This is a genomic window from Streptomyces flavovariabilis, assembly GCF_000725785.1.
Classification (GTDB): Bacteria; Actinomycetota; Actinomycetes; order Streptomycetales; family Streptomycetaceae; genus Streptomyces; species Streptomyces hawaiiensis.
In genome coordinates, this window is record NZ_JNXD01000021.1 from 71,921 (window position 1) to 90,558 (window position 18,638).

18 protein-coding genes are annotated in these 18,638 nt (G+C 72.9%); 6 read left to right on the plus strand and 12 right to left on the minus strand.

What is annotated here, in order from left to right:
* Nucleotides 1-6: 6 nt before the first annotated feature.
* On the minus strand, nt 7-906 hold the full coding sequence (locus IO24_RS0131175) for a hypothetical protein (protein ID WP_031141472.1): 900 nt from the start codon (nt 904-906) through the stop codon (nt 7-9).
* 229 nt (nt 907-1,135) lie between these two features.
* Between IO24_RS0131175 and IO24_RS0131180 the strand changes: the two genes are divergently transcribed.
* The gene (locus IO24_RS0131180) at nt 1,136-1,933 is read left to right on the plus strand and encodes a VOC family protein (protein ID WP_031141473.1); all 798 of its coding nucleotides are present in this window, start codon (nt 1,136-1,138) and stop codon (nt 1,931-1,933) included.
* A gap of 52 nt (nt 1,934-1,985) precedes the next feature.
* A complete protein-coding gene (locus IO24_RS0131185; protein WP_031141475.1) occupies nt 1,986-2,699 on the plus strand; it encodes a ribonuclease H family protein in 714 nt (237 codons plus the stop codon).
* On the opposite strand, the gene melC2 is transcribed toward IO24_RS0131185, so the two are convergent.
* The 3 genes from melC2 to IO24_RS0131200 form a co-directional block, all read right to left on the minus strand.
* A complete protein-coding gene (melC2, locus tag IO24_RS0131190; protein ID WP_031141477.1) occupies nt 2,700-3,521 on the minus strand; it encodes a tyrosinase MelC2 in 822 nt (273 codons plus the stop codon).
* Between the two features lie 32 nt (nt 3,522-3,553).
* Nucleotides 3,554-3,922 carry an apotyrosinase chaperone MelC1 gene (gene melC1 / locus IO24_RS0131195; RefSeq protein ID WP_031141479.1) on the minus strand — a complete coding sequence of 123 codons (369 nt, stop codon included), beginning with the start codon at nt 3,920-3,922 and terminating at the stop codon, nt 3,554-3,556.
* Between the two features lie 442 nt (nt 3,923-4,364).
* Nucleotides 4,365-6,089: a cholesterol oxidase substrate-binding domain-containing protein gene (locus IO24_RS0131200; protein ID WP_234335304.1), complete on the minus strand. Its 1,725-nt coding sequence runs from the start codon at nt 6,087-6,089 to the stop codon at nt 4,365-4,367.
* A gap of 139 nt (nt 6,090-6,228) precedes the next feature.
* Here IO24_RS0131200 and IO24_RS0131205 point away from each other — a divergent pair, with 139 nt between their 5' ends.
* Nucleotides 6,229-7,212 carry an aldo/keto reductase gene (locus tag IO24_RS0131205; RefSeq protein WP_031141483.1) on the plus strand — a complete coding sequence of 328 codons (984 nt, stop codon included), beginning with the start codon at nt 6,229-6,231 and terminating at the stop codon, nt 7,210-7,212.
* A 9-nt stretch (nt 7,213-7,221) separates the two neighbouring features.
* Here the strand turns inward: IO24_RS0131205 and IO24_RS0131210 are convergent, their stop codons facing one another.
* On the minus strand, nt 7,222-7,569 hold the full coding sequence (locus tag IO24_RS0131210) for a hypothetical protein (protein WP_031141485.1): 348 nt from the start codon (nt 7,567-7,569) through the stop codon (nt 7,222-7,224).
* 147 nt (nt 7,570-7,716) lie between these two features.
* Here IO24_RS0131210 and IO24_RS0131215 point away from each other — a divergent pair, with 147 nt between their 5' ends.
* A complete protein-coding gene (locus IO24_RS0131215) occupies nt 7,717-8,214 on the plus strand; it encodes a DUF6328 family protein (RefSeq protein WP_031141486.1) in 498 nt (165 codons plus the stop codon).
* Nucleotides 8,215-8,290: 76 nt separating this feature from the next.
* On the opposite strand, the gene IO24_RS0131220 is transcribed toward IO24_RS0131215, so the two are convergent.
* On the minus strand, nt 8,291-8,716 hold the full coding sequence (locus IO24_RS0131220; protein WP_031141488.1) for an SsgA family sporulation/cell division regulator: 426 nt from the start codon (nt 8,714-8,716) through the stop codon (nt 8,291-8,293).
* 62 nt (nt 8,717-8,778) lie between these two features.
* Nucleotides 8,779-9,807 carry a hypothetical protein gene (locus IO24_RS0131225; RefSeq protein ID WP_045296759.1) on the minus strand — a complete coding sequence of 343 codons (1,029 nt, stop codon included), beginning with the start codon at nt 9,805-9,807 and terminating at the stop codon, nt 8,779-8,781.
* 161 nt (nt 9,808-9,968) lie between these two features.
* Between IO24_RS0131225 and IO24_RS0131230 the strand changes: the two genes are divergently transcribed.
* On the plus strand, nt 9,969-10,664 hold the full coding sequence (locus IO24_RS0131230; protein WP_037668859.1) for a hypothetical protein: 696 nt from the start codon (nt 9,969-9,971) through the stop codon (nt 10,662-10,664).
* Here IO24_RS0131230 and IO24_RS0131235 read toward each other — a convergent pair.
* A complete protein-coding gene (locus IO24_RS0131235) occupies nt 10,561-11,532 on the minus strand; it encodes an LLM class F420-dependent oxidoreductase (protein ID WP_031141493.1) in 972 nt (323 codons plus the stop codon). The genes IO24_RS0131230 and IO24_RS0131235 overlap by 104 nt on opposite strands.
* Before the next feature lie 72 nt (nt 11,533-11,604).
* Here IO24_RS0131235 and IO24_RS0131240 point away from each other — a divergent pair, with 72 nt between their 5' ends.
* Nucleotides 11,605-13,053: a serine hydrolase domain-containing protein gene (locus IO24_RS0131240; RefSeq protein ID WP_031141495.1), complete on the plus strand. Its 1,449-nt coding sequence runs from the start codon at nt 11,605-11,607 to the stop codon at nt 13,051-13,053.
* Here IO24_RS0131240 and IO24_RS0131245 read toward each other — a convergent pair.
* The 4 genes from IO24_RS0131245 to IO24_RS0131260 form a co-directional block, all read right to left on the minus strand.
* Complete coding sequence (locus IO24_RS0131245; RefSeq protein WP_037668880.1) at nt 13,045-14,697, minus strand: serine/threonine-protein kinase; 1,653 nt, start codon at nt 14,695-14,697, stop codon at nt 13,045-13,047. The genes IO24_RS0131240 and IO24_RS0131245 overlap by 9 nt on opposite strands.
* A gap of 343 nt (nt 14,698-15,040) precedes the next feature.
* Nucleotides 15,041-16,000: a threonine/serine dehydratase family protein gene (locus IO24_RS0131250; RefSeq protein WP_031141499.1), complete on the minus strand. Its 960-nt coding sequence runs from the start codon at nt 15,998-16,000 to the stop codon at nt 15,041-15,043.
* A gap of 331 nt (nt 16,001-16,331) precedes the next feature.
* The gene (locus tag IO24_RS0131255; protein WP_045296763.1) at nt 16,332-17,402 is read right to left on the minus strand and encodes a polyprenyl synthetase family protein; all 1,071 of its coding nucleotides are present in this window, start codon (nt 17,400-17,402) and stop codon (nt 16,332-16,334) included.
* A 44-nt stretch (nt 17,403-17,446) separates the two neighbouring features.
* Complete coding sequence (locus IO24_RS0131260) at nt 17,447-18,502, minus strand: tetratricopeptide repeat protein (protein WP_031141502.1); 1,056 nt, start codon at nt 18,500-18,502, stop codon at nt 17,447-17,449.
* Between the last annotated feature and the right edge of the window lie 136 nt (nt 18,503-18,638).

The following is an 18,638-nucleotide window of genomic DNA, read 5'->3' on the forward strand; positions in this document are numbered from 1 at the left end:
GAGCGGTCAACGCGCCGCCTGTCGAATGGTTTTGGTGATCTCGCGGGCGATGCGCAGGATCCCGGGGGAACGCACCGGGCACGGCTTCGGCTTGGTCGTGGTGGGGGCCAGGCAGAAGTGCAGATAGTCGTCGTCGCGGTGCAGGGCCGTCCGGTCGCGGCCGGGCTGTGTGCACAAACCGGGGCGGGCGCGCTCGTAGGCCGTGCACGGCAGGTACTGCGTCCACGCGTAGCGGCCGGTGGCGGAGCTCACCGTTTTCCCGGCGTCCGCCACGAGGCCGCCCGAGGCGGCGGCCCGCTGCTCGTAGAGCGCGTTGACGCGGCGGACCCGGTCGGGGGTGATCGGATCCGGGCCCTGGGACACCCACACGATCCTCGGGCCGCCGCCGCCCCCGGCCGCGGTGATCTGCTCGCTGAGCCGGCGTGCGTCGGCGTCGTAGCGGCTGAAGTACCGGGCCGGTGACTTGTCGTAGGTGATGCCGTCCATGCACGGCGTGTAGCCCCAGGAGTTCCCCCAGAACTGCAGGACCACGAAGTCGGGCCGCAGCCTGCGCACCAGTGCGGCGGCCTTGTCCGCGGCCGGCACCAGGGACCGGTCGGCGGTGCCTTCCAGGTAGTCGCACAGGGTGGTGCCGGAGTACGGGACGCCGGTGTACCGCGCCTTCAGGTCCCGGCGTAACTCCTGGCCGAGGACCTTCTGGCCCTCCATCGCGAGCGAGTCGCCGAGGTACAGCACCGTGGGTGCCTTCCCCGGCTGCGGACCTGGGGAGGCGGGGGCCCGCTGGTGGGTGGTGGCCGACGCGCGCGGCGCGGCCGGTGCGGGCTCCTCGGGTCCGGACGCGGGGTCCCCGCACCCGCCGAGGAGCACCCCGGCCAGCAGTACTCCCACGACCCACGGCTTGCGCATACGGTAACTCCCGCCCCGGCCACCGAATCGGCACTCAGGCAAGCACAGCCGGGCGCCGGGGGGAAGACGTACGCCGGACGGAATGGCCAGGACCGGCCGGTCGCGAACCGCGAGGGGCGGTGCGGCAGCCGGGCGTGACCGGCGCGGGTCCGCTCGGCGCGCGGGGCGGCCCCGGGGTGACTAGCGTGAGGAAGCGGACGATTCCGCTCATCCGGAGAGGGCCGTAGCCATGGCCGTGCAACCTGAAGGAACCCCATGCTGGGCCGACGCGATGTTCAGCGACCTCGAAGGGGCCAAGAACTTCTACGGCGGCGTCCTCGGCTGGACCTTCGCCGAGGCGTCGACGGAGTTCGGCGACTACACGGAGGCCTACGCGAACGGCAAGGCGGTCGCCGCCGTCGTTCCGCCCATGCCCGGCCAGGAGGGCCTGTCGCAGTGGTGTCTGTACTTCGCCGCGGACGACGCGGCCGCCACCGCCGCCCGGATCCGTGACCACGGTGGCGAGGTGCTGATGGATCCCATGCGGGTCGCCGACTTCGGCACCATGTGCCTGGCCCGCGACCCCGGCGGCGTCGTCTTCGGCGTCTGGCAGGCGGGTACCCATGAGGGCTTCCAGGCGATGGCCGAACCCGGCGCCTACACCTGGGCGGAGGTCTTCACCCGCGAGCCCGGGAAGTCCGACGCGTTCTTCCCCGCCGTCTTCTCCTACCGGCAGCGGGACATGGAGGACGGCGAGATGGACTTCCGGATCTACGACCTCGGCGAACGCACGGTGCTGGGCCGGATGGAGATGGGCGAGGACTTCCCGCCCGAGATGCAGCCGTACATCAACGTGTACTTCACCGTGGAGGACTGCGACGAGGCCGTGGCGAAGGCCACCGAGCTCGGCGGCGTGCTGCGGTTCGGTCCGATGACCACCCCGTTCGGCCGGTTCGCGGCGATCAGCGACCCGCAGGGCGCGAACTTCTCGGTGATCGACATCACGAAGACCGAGGGAGAGATGCCGAAGCTGACCGACGTGGCTTGAGGCGCCGGCCCGCACCCGGACCTCCCGGCCGGACGGCTGCCGCGGCCATGGCATGATCGAGCGCATGCGTGAACGTGTTGTGGCCGCGTGCGACGGGGCTTCGAAGGGAAATCCCGGGCCCGCGGGCTGGGCCTGGGTCGTCGCCGACGCTTCCGAGACACCGGAGCGGTGGGAGGCGGGGCCGCTCGGCAAGGCCACCAACAACGTCGCCGAACTCACCGCGCTGGAGCGCCTGCTGACGGCGACCGACCCGGACGTGCCGCTCGAGATCCGGATGGACTCGCAGTACGCGATGAAGGCCGTCACCACCTGGCTGCCCGGCTGGAAGCGCAACGGCTGGAAGACCTCCGCCGGCAAGCCGGTCGCCAACCAGGACCTCGTGGTGCGCATCGACGAGCTCCTGGACGGCCGCTCGGTCGAGTTCCGCTACGTCGCCGCCCACCAGGTCGACGGCGACCGGCTCAACGACTTCGCCGACCGCGCCGCCAGCCAGGCCGCCACCGTCCAGGAGCCCGCGGGCAGCGGCCTCGGCTCTCCCGAGCCGCCGCCCGCCCCGGACACCCCGGCCAAGGCCCCCCGCTCCCGCCCGCGCGGCGGCGCGGCCCGGACCGCGAAGACCGCAGCGGGGAAGGGCTCCGCGCGCACGATCAAGGCGAAGTTCCCCGGCCGCTGCCAGTGCGGCCGCTCGTACGCGGCGGGCGAGCCCATCGCCAAGAACGACAGCGGCTGGGGCCACCCGGAGTGCCGCTCGGGCGCGACCGTCTGATCAGACGTCGAACGTGTAGTGCGGCGTGTGGTCCAGTAGATCCGCCGGGCTCATGTCGTGCCACGGCCGCATCGTCTCGTTGAAGTCGATCACGTTCGGCGTGCCGGCGGCCGGCAGGTAGCCGGAGCCGGGGTGCCGGCGCTGCCACTCGGCCCACAGCTTGTCTATGTACGCGTGGTGCAGCCAGAACACCGGATCGTTGGGGGAGGCCCCGGTGGCCATGTGCCCGCCGACCCAGACGTGGACGCGGTTGTGCAGGTTGACGCCCCGCCACCCTTCGAGGTGGTTGCGGAAGCCGTCCGAGCCGCTGTTCCAGGGCGCCATGTCGTACGTGGACATCGCCAGCACCGAATCGACCTCGGCCCGCGTCGGCAGCTCCCGTACCCCGGCACCGAGGGAGCGCCGCAGGAACGTACGGCCGTCGACCCGCACGATGATCGGCCAGTTGCCGCCGGACGCGGTGAACGGCCCGTCCGTAACCCGGCCGTCCCGCTCCCGGCCGGTGCCCCCGAGGAAGTCGGGAGCCCACAGCGAGGCGCGCGGCGTGCGGTCGACGGTCCAGTCCCAGTAGGGCAGTGTCACCGACGCGTCCACCGACTGCAGCGCCCGCTCGAACTCCAGGAGGAATCTTCGGTGCCAGGGCAGGAAGGACGGTGAGCGGTGCCCGGTCCGTTCGCCGTTGTCGGTGTCGGAGACGATGAACGCGTTGTGCGTCGTGACGAACTCGTCGTAGCGGCCGCTGCGCTTCAGCTCCAGCAGCGCGGCGACGAAACGCCGCTTCTCGTCGACGGTCAGGGTGGACTGGTTCTTGCGGACAGCCATGTGCGGGTGCTCCAGATGCCTTGCGGGGCGGGTCAGTTGGCGGGGAAGGGCAGCAGGGGTGCGCCCTGCAGCTCGTCCACCGCGGCACGGGCGGCGGCGCGCGGGGTGGGCACCGGGTCGTAGTGGCTGACGACGCTGATCCAGCTGCCGTCGGCGTTGCGCATCACGTGCAGCTCGACACCGTCGACGAACACCGCGTATCCCGCGCCGTGGTGGTCGTGGTGACCGGACCCGGTGGCCGGCCGGCCCTGTATCCGGCGGCCCTTGTAGACCTCGTCGAAAGTCCCGGGGGAGTCGTGGTGGCCGGCGGCCGAGGCGGGGGTGAGGGCGGACAACGTCCCCGCACTCGTGGCGAGGACGGCCGCGGCGGTGAGCGCGCTGCGACGGCTGAGTTCCGGCATGCGGACCTCCTGGGTGGGTTCGGCTGATGACCCCGCATGCCTATCGGCCCGCCCGCCACCGGGAGAAATCCACGCGAGCCGGTTGGCTGCGATCCGGGCAATTCCCCTTATGTCGTGCAAGGTTGAACGAAGATGATCTTGCTGCGAGGAGTCTGCGCCCGGGAGTGGAAGGGGAAGTTCCACCCGCGGAGGGTGCCGTGGCGGATGTTTCTGCCGGTGCGGCCAGCCGTCCGTGGTACGCGTCACGCCGCAAAAGTGGCGCGATTCGACGGTCCGGCCCGCGATGCCCGCGCGGTGCCACCCCGCGTCGGCAATCGACAGCTCTCGGTAATCCTCACAGGTGTGCGTAACCTGCCCCGCTACGTGCACTTGCCCCAGGAGCGCATGTTCGCCTTGCTCGGCCGGCGCCACTCGCCCCGGCCGTGCAGGCGTACCTGGCTCCTCAGCCGAACAACCGGTCCAGGAACGTGTTGCCGTACACGCGGTGCGGATCGAGCCGGTCCAGCACGGCGTTCGCATCCGCCCACGCGGCCGGGCCGACCGCCGCCGGGACGACGCCGCCCAGTACCTCTTCGTCGCTCCACGCCTCATCGTCCGTGTACGCCCAGCCCTTGGACCACTCCACCCGGGTGAGCGCATGGCCGCCGTCGAACGTACGCAGCAGGAACCGCTCGAGCTCGCGCAGGAACGCCTCCGCGTCCGGCGTGCCCGGCAGGGTCAGGACGTCCAGCCACACGGCCGTGTCCCACTCGGCGTGGTCCTCGGGCGGCCGGAGTGCCGACAGCAGCGGCGGACGGGCCCCGGCCACCCCGGCGTCGGCCGGGTCGTCCAGGCCGGTCACCCGGATCTCCACCGAGCCGTTGACCGGGAAGCTGCCCCGGGCGGCGTACGCCGTCAGCCGCTCCCGGTAGAACGCGGCGAACTCGGAGACGATCCGCTGCACCCGGTCCCGCGAGGTGAGGACCGCGTAGCCGTTGGCGTGCACCCGCAGCGTGGTCGGCTTCAGATACAGCAGCGTGTTCTTGGACGGCCCCCAGAGGTCGGCGGACAGCGTCGTCACCAGCCCGAGCGCGGCGGTCTCGTACTGCGCGGTGCCGAGCACCGGCGCGAGGTACCAGGCCGCGTCCGACGTCATCCGGCCGGCCAGCTCCGCCACCGGCCCCGGGATGTTGTCCGAGAACGGGTAGTTGTAGGGCCGGGTCACCTTCCGCGAGGTCAGCGGCCGGCTGGGGGAGACGCTCCACACCTTCAGCCAGGGATGCTCCGTGAAGGCGAACCAGATCGCCTCGACCCGCCCCGCCGCGTCCAGGAAGCTCGCGAAGGTCCGCCCGTGGCCCTGCCCGGGCGCGGCGAACAGCTCCCCGGCCGGGATGTCCGTACGGCTCACGCACCGCAGGTTCGTGTTCACGCCGACGCGCAGCACCACCTCGGTGACCAGGGACCGCCCGAGATGTGTCAGCAGCGCGGCGCAGTCCGCCCCGTCGCGGTGGAAGGTGCGCAGCGCGTACGCACCGGCCCGGTCGTCCCACACCAAGGCCGTGAGAGAGAGGATCAGATTGCTCAGCGAGCCGTAGGTGTGCCCGGGCCGCCGCTGCTCGCCCCGCGCGGGGACCGCGGTGCCGTGCCCGTCGACGGCCAGGACCCCGCCCAGGGTGAGCACACCGGGAGCGGGTGTCGCCGTGACGCCGAGGCCGTGTTCCTCCAGGAAGGCGAGCAGGTCCTCCATGGTCACGCCCGTCCCGGCGCGTACGGCCGTCGGGGAGTCCAGGGCGAGGCCCGTGAGGTGGGCCGCGGTGTCGACCAGGAGGACCGGCGCCCCGGACGGCGTCCCCTCCGTCACCGTCAGAGGCGACCAGCCGTGTGCGGCGCCCCGGGCGCGCACCCGCCACCCGTGCCGCCACGCCCAGTTGACGACGGTGACCACCTGGTCCGGGCTGTCCGGCGCACAGGCCCACAGGCCGTCGGCGGTGATCTCGCCGACCCAGTTCCGGTACGCCGAGCGGTACAGCGCGACGTCCGCGGGGAAGTCCGGCAACTCCGCCGCGGCGGCCGCGGGATCCGCCGGCAGGCCGGGCACGACGGCCAGCGCGGCGGCGGTGCGGAGGAAGCCCCGGCGCGTCCAGCGCGGATCGTCCGACGGCGAGTTGCTCACTGCGTCATGGGTCACGGGGAGTCACGCTAGGGGCCGGTGGACACGTGACAGGTTCCTGTCGCCTTTTCTCACTCGTGTGAGTGAATCGGGTGAGGTCGACGGGCCGGACCGGCGCGTTCCGCGCGGAGCGTTGCCGGATGACAGACTGACGCCCATGGACGAGCGCACATTCGACAGGTCGGGTCAGCACGCCTCCGTCATCGGTCTGGGCACCTGGCAGCTGGGTGCCGACTGGGGAGACGTCGACGACAAGGAAGCCCTCGCGGTTCTGGAGACGGCGGCCGAGGCCGGGGTGACCTTCTTCGACACCGCCGACGTGTACGGCGACGGCCGCAGCGAGCAGACCATCGCCACGTTCCTCAGCGGCCGCCCGGACCTGCACGTCATGGTCGCCACCAAGATGGGCCGCCGGGCCGACCAGATCCCCGCCAACTACGTGCTCGACAACTTCCGCGCCTGGAACGACCGCTCCCGGCGCAACCTCGGCGTCGACCGCATCGACCTGGTGCAGCTGCACTGCCCGCCGACACCCGTCTACGCCACGGACGAGGTGTTCGACGCGCTCGACACCCTGGTCGAGGAGGAGCGCGTCGCCGCCTACGGCGTCAGCGTCGAGACCTGCGAGGAGGCGCTGACCGCCATCGCCCGGCCGAATGTGGCGAGCGTGCAGATCATCCTCAACCCCTTCCGCATGAAGCCCCTGCGCGAGGTGCTCCCCGCCGCCCGTGAGGCAGGCGTCGGCATCATCGCCCGCGTCCCGCTGGCCTCCGGCCTGCTGTCGGGCAAATACACCCGGGACACCGTCTTCCCGGACAACGACCACCGCACCTACAACCGGCACGGCGAAGCCTTCGACCAGGGGGAGACCTTCTCCGGGGTCGACTACGTCACCGGTGTGGAGGCGGCCGCCGAGTTCGCGGCGCTCGCCCCCGAGGGCTACACCCCGGCCCAGTTGGCCCTGCGCTGGATCGTCGAGCAGCCCGGCGTCACGACCGTGATCCCCGGCGCGCGCTCACCCGAGCAGGCCCGGGCCAACGCGGCCGCCGCCCGCCTCCCGGAGCTGCCCGGCGAGACGCTGACGGCGATCCGCGACCTGTACGACCGGCGCATCAAGGGCCAGGTCGAATCCCGCTGGTGAGGCCGGTTCTCACGGCTCCAGGAGCAGCTGCCTCTCCAGCTCCTGGTCGCCGGAGGCGGCCCCGTCGTCCCGTGCAGTGAAGGCCTGGGTGAGCGTGTCGCTCGCCCGCCGCACGGCCTCCGGGCTGCCCTGCACGGTGACGGTCACCGGCGCGGACAGCCGAGCGGAACCTTCTCCGTCGCCCCCGGCGGAACTCGCGTCCGTCTCCCCGTCGAAGGTCGCCATGTGCACCGTCGCGTTCTCGTCGGCGGGAAGCTCGTCCGGTGACCCGAACGTGCCTTCCAGAGCGCGGACGACCGCTCGCGCGTCGGCGGCGCCTCCGCCGCTGAGCGTCACGGTGAGCTGGGTACCGGACATGCGTCCACGACCTCCTCGGTTCTGCGTCATTCGCGTCGTCCGTGTAACCGCCCCCTGATCGCTCAAACCGCCGCGAGCCTGGGGACGACGACTCGTTCCGGGGAACCTGGGAAAGAGGAGGGCTCAGGTCTCACACCGGGAGGAACCGTGGCGGACGCGGCAGAGGGCGGGGTCATGCGCCGGGGGCGCAACGAGACGGAGGAGGAGAGAGCGGACCGGATGTGGCAGGAGCTCATCCAGGAGGTCCGCGTGGCGCAGATGGGCGTGCAGATCCTGTTCGGCTTTCTGCTCACCGTGGTGTTCACGGAGAAGTACGGGGATCTTTCCGACACCGACCAGACGATCTATCTCGTGACGGTCGTCCTGGGCGCCTGCGCGACCGGGGCGCTCATAGGCCCGGTGTCCCTGCACCGCCTCGTCTCCGGGCGGCGCGTCAAACCCCAGGCGGTGCGGCTGGCCTCCCGGCTCACCCTGCTCGGCCTCGTGCTGCTGCTCGCCACGACGACCGCCTCACTGCTGCTGATCCTGCGCGTGGCCACGCACGACGGCTTCGTGCCCTACCTGGTCGCCGGCGTGGTCGGCTGGTATCTGCTGTGCTGGTTCGTCCTGCCGCTGTGGACCCGGTACCGCCACACGTCGAGATGACGGCACCGTCGCCGGCGGGCAGGACACGTCCCCCAGCGTGTCCCGGACGTCGCCGGCGGCCCGGACCCGCCGCGATTCAGCCCCCGGCGAGAACGCCCGCCAGGAAGTCGTCGACATGGACCTCCTCGCGGCCCGGCTGCACCACCTCGTAGGTCTCCCGCAGGAACGCCGCGAACCCCGGCGCCCACGCGAACACCACCGCGTGGTGCCGGCCGCCGTCGGGGCGGGCGTCGCCGAGGAACTCCATGCGCAGCTCCCGCCACATCCCCTGCGACTCGGGGCGCATCCGCACGTCGCCGACCCCGACCGGACGCAGCAGCGCGTCACCGAGCATCTCGCGGTCCAGCTGCCACCGGGCGAGGACGCGGCCGTCGTGGCTGAAGACCACGGTGACGGCGAACGGGTCCGCGGCGTCGTAGCTCAGGTGGGCGAGCACGGAGAAACGGTCCGTGTCGCCCGCCTGGAGCTGCACCACCAGGGTCTTGTGGACGAACGAGTTCACGAGAGGGCCTCCGGGAAGAACCGACGTAGAGCCCTCTAGTACCCCCGATCCAGCCGGAATGCTCAGCCGACCGGGTGATTCCCGCGAGCACCGCGCAGCGACTCGATGCATACGGCGACGGCCCGCTGGAGATCCTCCAGACGCTGCACCATGTCGTCCTCGTAGAACTCCCCGGCGTCGTCGAAGGTCAGCTCCTCGAACACCTTGGTCGCCTTCTGCAGGCTGCTGTAGAACTTCGTGCGCCGCTCCTGCACCCGCAGACCCGGGTCGGCCTCCACGACCTCGACGACGAGGGACTTCATCGCGCCGTACGCCTCGGCGGCCCACTCGCCGGCGTCCTCGCCCTCGTCCAGCTCGTCGATCAGCGACAGGTGCCGCTCGGCCTCCTGACGCAAGTCGGCGGGCGCGTCGACGGTCTGCCCGGCGGGCGTCTTGAACTGCCCCGACTCGGCGATCTGGCGCACGTATCCGATCCGGTCGGCCGCCCTGCTCTCCCCGGCGACGGCCTTCTTCAGCTCGTCGGTGCGCACCACGTCACGGGCCAGCTCCGACTGGAGGTCCGGGTCCTCGCGGACCCGGTCCAGCAGGGCCTGGCGGGCCGCGCGGGCGGTGGAGGGGTCGGCGAGGATCGCGGCGCGCAGAGCGGTGGGGTTCTCGGCGACCTCCAGGGCCTTGGTGGGCCGGATGCCCTCCGCCTCGGCGGCCTCGGTGATGGCGGTGCCGCGCTCGGAGGTCGCGCTGTTGCGGGAGACGTAGTAGCTCAGCCACACGTCGGCGTCCGGCAGGTCCACCTCCTGACCCGGCGTCAGCGCCTCGAAGTGCGGGACCATCCCGTCGTCGGCCGCCCGGTCCCAGGCCTTGTAGTAGCGCATGACCCGCTCCGGGGAGCAGCCGGCGAGTTCCGCGAACTCCTTGGCGGACACCTTCGGCGTCTCGTCCGCGCCCTGCCCGCCGGGCCGCACACTGCGCGCCACCTTCAGCCCGAAGGCCCACCCCCCGGTCCGGGCGTACGCCCCGAACTCCCGCGCGTCCCGCGCGACCGGGTCGGAGACGGGCGCCGGGGCAGCGGGGGACGTCTCGGGCGGGGTCATGGCTACGGTCACGGACGACTCTCCAGAGGCGGGGCGGGCGGGACTGCACGAGGTGCGGACGGAAGCCTAGCGGCACCCGCTGACCTCGCCGTTTCCCCGCCCGCGCGGCCCGGCCGAAAACCGTTGTGTCGGCCGGTCCAGGGTGCGCGAGGATGCCCGGCATGGTGCGACAGGAGACGGCCGGCACGCTGCGCCGCTGCGCGGAGTGCGGCGGCTACGCGTACGGCGGTGCCCCCGCCTGTGGCGTCTGCCGTGACCTGGTGGACGGCATCGTCGAGGGGGAGTGGGCCGCCTTCCTGCGGCAGTGGGACACCGCCGCGGGCGGCGACCAGGAGCGGGCACTGGCCGGGATGGTCGCGGCCGAACCCGACCGGCACGACTGGCGGATCGTGGACGCCGCCCTCGACCGGCTGGTGTGCCCCGACTGCGGCGACCGGCTCGCCCGGGGGCCGGCCGGCTGCCCGGGCTGCGACCTGGCGCACGGCTTCCGCTACGCCGCGATCGAAACGGACCGGCCGGGCGTCCCGCCCGGCAACGAACACGCGATCCGGGTCAACGTCTCGGTGGTGCGCAGGCCCCAGGTCACCTCGGAGAGCGAAGTGCTCGTCCGGCGCCTGCTGCTGCCCCTGCTGCTGGCCGGGTTCCTGCCCACGACCGAGGAGGCACAGCGGATGGGCGCGCTCGTGAAGAAGAGCCCCCCGGGGCGGAGGGCTCAACTGGTGGAACGGGCTGTCGAGGCGCTGGCGGAGGACTTCAGCCGAACGCGTCGCGCAGCGCGGGCAGCAGGGTCTTCTCCGACCAGTCCAGATACGCCGGCTGCGACTCGCCGCCGATCTGGACGAGGGCGATCTCGGTGAACCCGGCCTCGGCGTACGGGCGGACGGCCTCGACGAACGCGTCCGGGTCGTCACCGCACGGGATGGAGTCGGCGACGTCGTCCTGCGTGACGAACTGGGTCGCCGCCTCGAAGGAATCCGGGTGGGGCAGCTCCGAGTTGACCTTCCAGCCACTGCCGAACCAGCGGAACTGGGAGTGCGCCCGCTTGACGGCCGTGTCCCGGTCGGGGTCGTAGCAGACCGGCAACTGGCCGACGCGGGGCTTGCCCTGGCCGCCGTGCCGGTCGAACGCCTCCAGCAGCCCGGCCTTGGGCTCCGTGGCGATCACCAGGTCACCGAGCCGGCCCGCGAGTTCGCACGACCGCTCCCCGGAGACGGCGATGCCGATCGGGGGCGCCTCGTCCGGCAGGTCCCACAGCCGGGCCGACTCCACGTCGAAGTGCGTGCCGCGATGGTTGACATGGCCGCCCTTGAAGAGGGCACGGATGATCTCCACGGCCTCCTCGAACATCTCGTGCCGCACGTCGACGGACGGCCAGCCGCCGCCCACCACGTGCTCGTTGAGGTTCTCGCCCGAGCCCAGCCCCAGCCGGAACCGGCCCTCGGACAGCAACTGCAGGGTCGCCGCCTTCTGCGCCACCACCGCCGGGTGGTAGCGGAACGTCGGGCACGTCACATACGTCATCAGCGGGATACGTGACGTGGCCTGGGCGGCCGCGCCGAGCACGGCCCACGCGTACGGCGAATGACCCTGCGAGCGCAGCCACGGGAAGTAGTGGTCGGAGGTCACCGAGAAGTCGAAGCCGGCCTCCTCGGCCCGCACCACATGGCCGACGAGTTCTCGGGGGCCGGCCTGCTCGGTCATCATCGTGTATCCGATTTGCACCATACCCGGCGAGTCCCCTGACAGCGGGCCCGGAAACGGCTCGATCACGGTCGCCGACGGGTGCAGGATGCATCCATGAGTGCTTCCGCCCTGCCGTCCTCCGGCCCCGCGGCACAAGGGGTCGACGCCTCCGGCGTCCACGCCTTCCTCGACGCTCTCGAAGCCGCCCCCGAGATCGAGCCGCACAGCCTGATGATCATGCGGCACGGGCATCTGGTCGCCTCCGGCTGGTGGGCGCCGTACACCCCCGGACGTCCCCATCTGCTGTACTCGCTCAGCAAGAGCTTCACCGGGACCGCGGCAGCTCTGGCCGAGGCCGAGGGGCTGCTCGACTTCGACGCGCCGGTGATCTCGTACTTCCCGGAGTTCGAGGCCGACATCACCGATCCGCGCAGCCGGGCCATGCTCGTACGGCACGTGGCGTCCATGTCGAGCGGACACCGGCGGGAGACCGTCGACGAGGCCTTCGGGCAGGACCCCGACGAGCCCGTGCGAGGGTTTCTGCTGCTGCCGCCGGACGGCGACCCGGGCACCGTCTTCGCCTACAACCAGCCCACCACGTACGCCCTCGCCGCGATCGTCCAGCGCGTGGCGGGCCAGCCGCTCACCGCGTATCTGCGGCCCCGGCTGCTGGATCCGCTGGGCATCGGCGAGGTGGCCTGGGGGCGCGACCGTACCGGCCGCGAGCTGGGCTTCAGCGGTCTGCACGCCACCACCGACGCCGTCGCCCGGCTCGGCCAGCTGTATCTGCGCGACGGGTTCTGGGAGGGCAAGCGGCTGCTGCCGCAGGGATGGGCGGCCCGGGCCTCGCAACCCCGTATACCCACCGCCGGAGCCATGGGAGACAGGGAACGGCAGGACTGGGACCAGGGCTACGGCTACCAGTTCTGGATGTCCCGGCACGGCTACCGCGGCGACGGCGCGTACGGCCAGTTCTGCCTGGTGCTGCCGGAGCAGGACGTGGTGATCGCGGCGACCGGGGCGACCGAGCGGATGCAGGAATACCTGAACCTGGTCTGGGAGCATCTGCTGCCCGCCTTCGGACCCGAGCCCCTGGCCGGTCGCGAGGCCGCCGACGCGGAGCTGCGTGAGCGCCTGGGCCGGCTCGCGCTGCCGCCCGCCCCGGGCCGGCCCGCACCGCCGGAGCGGCACGGGGAGGGGGCCGCCGCGTTCACGTTCTCCGCGCCGGCCGGACCGGTCCGGTCGGCGGGGCTCGTCCAGGACGCGGACGGCTGGACGCTCACGCTCACCGGGGCAGCGGACCGCCCGGACCAGCCGGACCGGCTGGACCTGCGCCTCGCGGGGGCGGGCTGGACGGTTGCCGAGGAACCCGTCCCGGCCGCCGTGAGCGGCGGCTGGACCGATGCCGGCACGCTGGCCGTCGATGTGGTGTTCCTGGAGACCCCGCACCGCCTGGCACTGACCTGCTCCCCCGCGGACCGCACGCTCACCGCGCACTGGCGCACCGAGCCGCTGCAGCGTGGCCGGTTCACCTCCCTGCGTGCCCCGCACGGCTCACTCTGAGCCGGGCCGGAAGGTCTTGAAGAACGTGCGCAGCGCCTCCTGGTTCGCGGCGTCCTTCCAGTCGGCGTCCGGGGTCGTCCAACGCAGTGAGAAACTCCGGCCCCCGCCCAGCAGGAGGCCCCGGCCGTAGGTGTGCACACGGGTGCCGTCGACGTCCGCGGTCCACTCCATGTCGGCGGCCTCGAGCCCCTGGTACGTCGTCGCGCGGATCGCGCCGATCCGGTCGTAGTCGTCGGTCCGCTTCAGGTTCGGTTCGACGTCGTCGCGCCACACGGCCACGGGGTCCGGGCCCGCCTGTTCGCTGTAGGTGACGGCCAGCGTGCGGTCGTCACCCTCGGCGCCGAAGACGACCCGGTACGCCTTGCCATCGCGGTCGGTGTCCAGCCGCTTCCAGCCCTCGGGGAGCGCGACGGAGAAGCCCTCCGCCGCCCGGTAGCGGTCGAAGCCGGGCGGCAGGGCCGTGGCCGGGGCCGACGGGGTGGGCGTGGGTGTGGGGGTGGGGGACGGGGACGACGGAGTCGGGGAGGGGGAGGGGGACTCGGGCGGGCTGGGCGCCCCGGACGGTTCGGGGCGGTCACCGCCGGTTCCCTCGCCCGGCGTGGCCGCGGAGGCCGGAGGCCGGGCCGGCGACTCGGCCGCGTCGCTGCCGCCGTCCGTGCCGGGCAGCCCCTGGGTCGCGGCGAGCACGGCGACCGCGACGGTGACCACGGCCAGGGCCGTACCCGCCACCATGGTCCGTCTGCTCCACGCCGGGCTCCCCGGCCGCAGGGCGGCGTAGGCGCCGCGCAGTCGCGGGGCCGGTGCCGCGGCCAGGGCCGCCTCGGGGTCTTCGCTGAGCGCGCGGGTCAGCGCCTCACGCACCACCGGGCGGATCAGCCGCTCCCGTGAGTCCTTGCGGAGCAGTCCCTGTACGGCCTGGGTGAGCGGCCCGGCGCGCACCGGTGTACGCAGCGGCAGCCGGTCCACGCCCTTCAGGGTGTTCTCCGGGCGCCCCCGGTCCCGGAAGGGCGGGCGCCCCTCGACCATGGTGTACAGGATCGCGCCCAGCGCCCACAGGTCGGCCGCGGGACCGATGCGCTGGTCGCGAGCCTGCTCCGGGGACGCGTACGCGGGTGCCGTGAGCCGGGGCGCCAGGGTCGCGCCGGCCAGGCCGAAGCCGGTGACGACGACCGAGTGGTCCTCGCGTACGAACACCTGGCCGGGGCTGAGTTCGCCGTGCGTGATGCCCTCGGCGTGCGCGGCGTCCAGGACGTCGAGCAGTTCCAGGCCGATCCGTGCCGCTCGTACGTAGTTGAACGTGCCCTGCTCCGAGAGGAGTTCGCCGAGCGGGGTGCCGTCGATCCACTCGTTGACGGTCCACAGGGCGCCGGCCTCCTCCACGGCGTCGACGACCATGGCGATCCGGCCGGGGCACAGCAGCGCCATGTTCTCGGTCGTGCGCAGCAGGCGGGCGCAGGCCCGGCGCTCGGCCGCGCGCGGGTCCTCCGGGAGCCCGATCTGGGTCACGAGGCACGGGCGGGGGATCTCACCGGCCCCGGTGTCCTCGGCGTACCAGCAGATGCGGTTGGTCTCGCGCTGGATGATCTCGAGCAGCCGGTACCGGCCGGCGACCAATTGGTGTGTGGAGACGTGCGCCCTGCCCATGGCCATCCCTCGCTGGAAACCTGGCTCTCACTCTTTTCCAGAGGTACGGGGAGTGAGGCGGCCTGCGTTCAATCCGATCGCAACTCCGCGTTCATTCTTGTCTTTTGTTCAAGAGATGGGATCAAGTGTGCGAGGGGAAAGGGTCTTTCGGGGGCTCGGGCACGGTTCACCTCGGCCGCCCGGGGCTGCCGCGGGCGCGAGGAATTCGCCCGCGGCAGACCGAGGATTCGCAAATTCCGGCCCGGCCTGGTGGTAACCGGCGGTAAATGCGGACGTGTACAACGTCTGAACTCAGAGCCCTCCGATGAATTCCGTGACGGATTCCCCGCGGGCGGCCGGAACGTCAGCGCAGACCGAAGCGGCGCGCCCAGGCGAACAGGTCGCCCGTCGTCGCGTTGCCCCCGCACACCACCAGGCCGAGCCGGGCCCCGTCGCCGACCTGCTCCAGGACCCGCCGGGCGGCGGGCAGCAGACAGCCGGCCGCCGGTTCGGCCCACACCTTGGCGTGGTCGGCCAGGTCCAGTGAGCCCTGCACGGCCTCCCGGTCCGGGACGACGAGGACTTCGGTGACCAGGGCACGGACATGGTCGTACGTCAGCTGCGACACGGACGGGGCGCTGAGAGTGGAGACGATCGACGACAGGGCGACCGGCAGCGGGCCGCCCGCGGCCAGCGCCTCGGACATGGCCTGCGCCCCCTCGGTCTCCACGCCCCACACCCGCACCCCGGGCCGGCATGCCCGCAGCGCGGCGGCGACACCGGCGATCAGGCCACCGCCCCCGATGCTCACGAGGACGTCCGTGAGCTCACCGGCGTCGGCGGCGAACTCCAGCCCGACCGTGCCCTGTCCGGCGATCACCACCGGGTCGTCGAAGGGATGGACCAGCGTCAGCCCCTCCTGCTGGAGCCGTGTCATGAGTGCGAACGCGCCGTCCATGCCGTCGGTCAGCCGCACCGACGCGCCGGCCGCCTCCGCGATCTCCACGGCTTTGGCGGGTGCCGAGCGCGGCATCACCACCGTGGCCTTGACATCGAGGGCGGCGGCCATGACCGCCAGGGCGATCCCGTGGTTGCCGCCGCTGACCGCCACCACCCCGGCGGCCCGTTCGGCCTCGCTCAGCGACAGCAGCTTCGCCGTCGCCCCGCGGGCCTTGAACGAGCCGGTGCGCTGCAGCAGTTCGAGCTTCGCGGTGACCGGCGCGCCGAGCAGCGCCGACAGCCCCGGGCTGTCCACGGTCGGTGTGCGCACGACGTGCCCGGCGATCCGCTCGGCCACGGCTTCGATCTCCGAGATGCCGATCATGGCAGTCATCCTTCCGGCGCGGGTTGCGGAACGCGCCGTGTTGAACCCTGACGCGCGCAGGGGGCCGAGGTCAACGCGGTGCGCGGGCGGTCGGAGCGGCCGGGTGCGTCGCCCCGGCCGTGGCGAGTGCCGGCCCCACGCGGTTGCCACAGCCGTGCGGAGCGCCCTCCCCGCCCGCCCCGCCGGCCGTTCGGATCGGTGCGGATGTCCTGCCGCACGGGGTTGGCGAGCAGGGACCGCGGTGGGTTGCCGGCGCCTCTGGGCGATGGCGCCGCGGCGAGCGCCCGCGGGCTGAGCCCGCCCCGGAGGCCCGCCGGCCGTTCGGATCGGTTCAGACGTCGCGCCGGACCACGTAGGCGAGCAGCGACCGAAGTTCACCGGCGGCCCCCGCGGCCAACGGGGCCCCCGCGAGCGCCGTCTCGACGGCGGTGATGTGCCGCAGGGCCTCCGCCATGGCCACCGAACGGCCGCCCGCCTCCTCGATCATCGCCGCCGCCGTGCCGGGCGCGTCGCCCGACTCCAGGAGTGCGGCGATGCGGCCGCCCGTCGGGGAGCCGAGTGCCACCAGCACCGGGAAGGTCCTCTTCCGCTCGCGCAGATCACCGTGGACCGGCTTGCCGGTGACCCGGGGGTCACCCCAGATGCCCAGCACGTCGTCGACGATCTGGAACGCCACTCCGAGATGCCGGCCCGCCCGGTCGAGCGCGGCGACCGTGTCGGGTCCGGCACCCCCGAGCGCGGCGCCGAGCCCTGCAGCGCAGCCCAGCAGCGCGCCCGTCTTGTGCTCGGCCATCGCCCGGTACTCGTCCGGCCTCACCCGCTCCGGCCCCGTCCACGGACGGTCGGCGAACAGCAGGTCGTCCGCCTGCCCGTGCACCAGGTCGCCCAGCGCCACGGACAGCGTCCGCACGGCCCCGGCACCTCCTGGCTGCGCGGCGAGCGTCTCGACGGCCAGGGCGAACAGGGCGTCGCCCGCGAGCACCGCGGGCCCCGCGCCGTAGGCCTTCCACACGGCCGGGCGGCCGCGCCGGTCCGCGTCGCCGTCCATGATGTCGTCGTGCAGCAGGGAGAAGGTGTGCACCAGTTCCACCGCGACGGCCGCTGCCACCCCGGCCTGCCCCGGAGCGCCGGCCGCCTCGGCGCCGAGCACCGCGAGCGCCTGCCGTACGCCCTTGCCGCCGGAGGTGACGGCCGGCGCACCGCCGACCTCGCACCAGCCGAAGGAGTACGCGGCCATCTCACCGACCCACGGGTGCAGCCGCCCGACGCTTTCCTCCAGGGCGGGCCGGACCAGGGCGCGGCAGCGGTCGAGGACCCGGAGGGTGTCGGCGGCGTCGGCCGCGGGACCGGGCCACGCGGACTGTCGTGCTGTCCGTGCCTGCGCGGCAGGGGGCGATGCCATCGTGGTGCTCCGCCGCGCCGCCTGCACCGTCGTCGGCAGCGCCGTCACAGTGCCGCCTCCGTCGCCCGCTCGCCCGCCGGTATGCCGAGTTCCTCGTGGGCCCGGGCCACCATCCGACGGGCGTGCTGCAGGCCGATGCGCTCCAGCAGGCCGGCCAGTTCGGCCAGTTCGGCCGCCGTCTCGTCACGGTCGCGGCCCAGGCGGGCCAGGGACTTGGCGAGCCCCAGCCGCGACAGTGCCTCCCCGCGCGGCTCGCTCATCTCGCGGAACTCCTTCAGGGCCTGCTCGTACCACTCCCGCGCCTGCGCGTAACGCCCCGCCCGGTACAGGACGTTGCCGCGCATCTTGTGGTTGTAGGCCAGCGCGCTGGACAGCCGCATCGCGCGGCACGTCGCCTCCGCCTCGCTCAGCAGCTCCAGAGCCCGCCCGGTGTCCCCGTCGCGTACCGAGACCACATCGGCCAGTCCGCGCAGCGCCCAGGCGTGGCCGCGCCGGTCGTCGGCACGAGCGGCGATCTCGGCGGCCTCCTCGAACAGCGCGTACGCCGAGTCGTAGCGCCCGGTGTTGCGGTGCATCTGCGCGATGCCCTCCAGCGCCCACACCGTGTGCCGCGCCTCCCCGCGCCGCCGGGCCTCGGCGAGCAACTGCTCGTGCAGCCGCCCCACGGCCTCGTAGTCGCCCTGGATGCGGCCGGTTTCGGCCAGGCCGGCCAGCGAGTAGCCGCGGACGACGACGTCATCGCCGCGTTCGCCCAGGTCGGCCGCCAGCCGGAGCAGCCTGCGGGCCAGCGGGAGCGCGCCGCGCTGCCGGGCCAGTGTGCCGCCGCTCCACAGCGCCCAGGCCATCGCCCCGACGTCCCCGGCCTGCCGGGCCGCGCGGTAGCTCGCCTTCCAGGCCCGGTCCGCGTCCTCCACCCGGCCCAGCCGGCGGTGCGCCTCGGCCACCGCGAGTCCGGAACGCGCCGCCTCCCCGGGCTGTCCGGCACGCTCGGCCGCCCTCAGCTGCTCGGTGCCGGCGGCCAGGACGTCGGTCAGTGAGGAGTTGACGGACAGGGTGGTGAGCGAGCCCTGGTACTCCGGGGCGAATGCCTTGCCGTACATCGATGCCTTTCGGTCCGTATACGCCCCATGTATACATAGTGCGTATACATGGCGTGTATAGAGGGGTGGAAACCTGCCCTGGCCACAAGGGCCAGGGCATCACCTGCTGTCGATCAAGACGTCGGCGGCACGGACC

What these genes read in the sequence shown, in the direction of transcription:
- IO24_RS0131250 (WP_031141499.1), bottom strand. Translation starts at nt 16,000, where the DNA reads ATGATCGGCATCTCGGAGATCGAAGCCGTGGCCGAGCGGATCGCCGGG.
- melC1 (WP_031141479.1), bottom strand. Translation starts at nt 3,922, where the DNA reads ATGCCGGAACTCAGCCGTCGCAGCGCGCTCACCGCCGCGGCCGTCCTC.
- melC2 (WP_031141477.1), bottom strand. Translation starts at nt 3,521, where the DNA reads ATGGCTGTCCGCAAGAACCAGTCCACCCTGACCGTCGACGAGAAGCGG.
- IO24_RS0131260 (WP_031141502.1), bottom strand. Translation starts at nt 18,502, where the DNA reads ATGTACGGCAAGGCATTCGCCCCGGAGTACCAGGGCTCGCTCACCACC.
- IO24_RS0131240 (WP_031141495.1), top strand. Translation starts at nt 11,605, where the DNA reads ATGAGTGCTTCCGCCCTGCCGTCCTCCGGCCCCGCGGCACAAGGGGTC.
- IO24_RS0131225 (WP_045296759.1), bottom strand. Translation starts at nt 9,807, where the DNA reads ATGACCCCGCCCGAGACGTCCCCCGCTGCCCCGGCGCCCGTCTCCGAC.
- IO24_RS0131180 (WP_031141473.1), top strand. Translation starts at nt 1,136, where the DNA reads ATGGCCGTGCAACCTGAAGGAACCCCATGCTGGGCCGACGCGATGTTC.
- IO24_RS0131235 (WP_031141493.1), bottom strand. Translation starts at nt 11,532, where the DNA reads ATGGTGCAAATCGGATACACGATGATGACCGAGCAGGCCGGCCCCCGA.
- IO24_RS0131255 (WP_045296763.1), bottom strand. Translation starts at nt 17,402, where the DNA reads ATGGCATCGCCCCCTGCCGCGCAGGCACGGACAGCACGACAGTCCGCG.
- IO24_RS0131175 (WP_031141472.1), bottom strand. Translation starts at nt 906, where the DNA reads ATGCGCAAGCCGTGGGTCGTGGGAGTACTGCTGGCCGGGGTGCTCCTC.
- IO24_RS0131245 (WP_037668880.1), bottom strand. Translation starts at nt 14,697, where the DNA reads ATGGGCAGGGCGCACGTCTCCACACACCAATTGGTCGCCGGCCGGTAC.
- IO24_RS0131210 (WP_031141485.1), bottom strand. Translation starts at nt 7,569, where the DNA reads ATGTCCGGTACCCAGCTCACCGTGACGCTCAGCGGCGGAGGCGCCGCC.
- IO24_RS0131185 (WP_031141475.1), top strand. Translation starts at nt 1,986, where the DNA reads ATGATCGAGCGCATGCGTGAACGTGTTGTGGCCGCGTGCGACGGGGCT.
- IO24_RS0131205 (WP_031141483.1), top strand. Translation starts at nt 6,229, where the DNA reads ATGGACGAGCGCACATTCGACAGGTCGGGTCAGCACGCCTCCGTCATC.
- IO24_RS0131230 (WP_037668859.1), top strand. Translation starts at nt 9,969, where the DNA reads ATGGTGCGACAGGAGACGGCCGGCACGCTGCGCCGCTGCGCGGAGTGC.